Raw genomic sequence first — 679 nt, forward strand, 5'->3', positions numbered from 1 at the left:
GCGCATGAACAGCACCGCCGGCGGCACCCCGGTCGACGCGCTGGGCTCGGTGTTGCACCGCGCCTCGATGCGCGCGATGGCGGCCACGAGCCCCTCCTCGCCGCGGAAGTCGCCCTCGTAGACGGCCAGCCTCGACAGGAACCGGTTCGACGACTCCACCTTGCCCTTGGTCTGCGGGCTCCTCGGCCGCGCCAGCTCCAGCTCGAAGCCCGCCGCGGCGGCGAACCTGGCGAAGCGCGCCGAGACGCGCCGCCCCGAGGCGGAGGACGAGACGATGGAGGACATGTTGTCGGTGACCAGCGTGCGCGCCGTGCCTCCGTTGGCGGCCATCACCGCCAGCAGGCACGCCATGACGTCGTCCTCGGTGCGCGTCCTGGAGTAGACGAACCGGTGGAGCCGGGAGTAGCCCAGCGTGGCCGAGAACACGTTGAACTCGAACACCTCGCCCTCGGCGTCGGCCATGCGCAGCGACTCCTTCCAGTCGAACTGCATCTGCTCGCCGGGCGCCGTCTCGAAGCGGGGGTGGGGCTCGGGGCCCTCCGGAGGGCGCCCGCACTCGATGCCGTTGCGGCGCATCCACTTGGTGAGCGTGTTGTAGGCCGGCGGCTCCTCGCCGGCGTAGCAGCGGTCGATCAGGTACTCGTAGATGCCGCGCTTGGTCGCGCCGGGCAGCTGCGCC

1 protein-coding gene is annotated in these 679 nt (G+C 71.7%); it reads right to left on the minus strand.

The genetic code is table 11. The annotated features are described in order from the left end of the window. A partial coding sequence (locus NE591_RS12175; protein ID WP_256156734.1) for a DDE-type integrase/transposase/recombinase occupies positions 1–679 on the minus strand: 679 nt, incomplete at both ends.

The organism is Adlercreutzia sp. DFI.6.23 (genome assembly GCF_024462535.1).
GTDB classification, from domain to species: domain Bacteria; phylum Actinomycetota; class Coriobacteriia; order Coriobacteriales; family Eggerthellaceae; genus Adlercreutzia; species Adlercreutzia rubneri.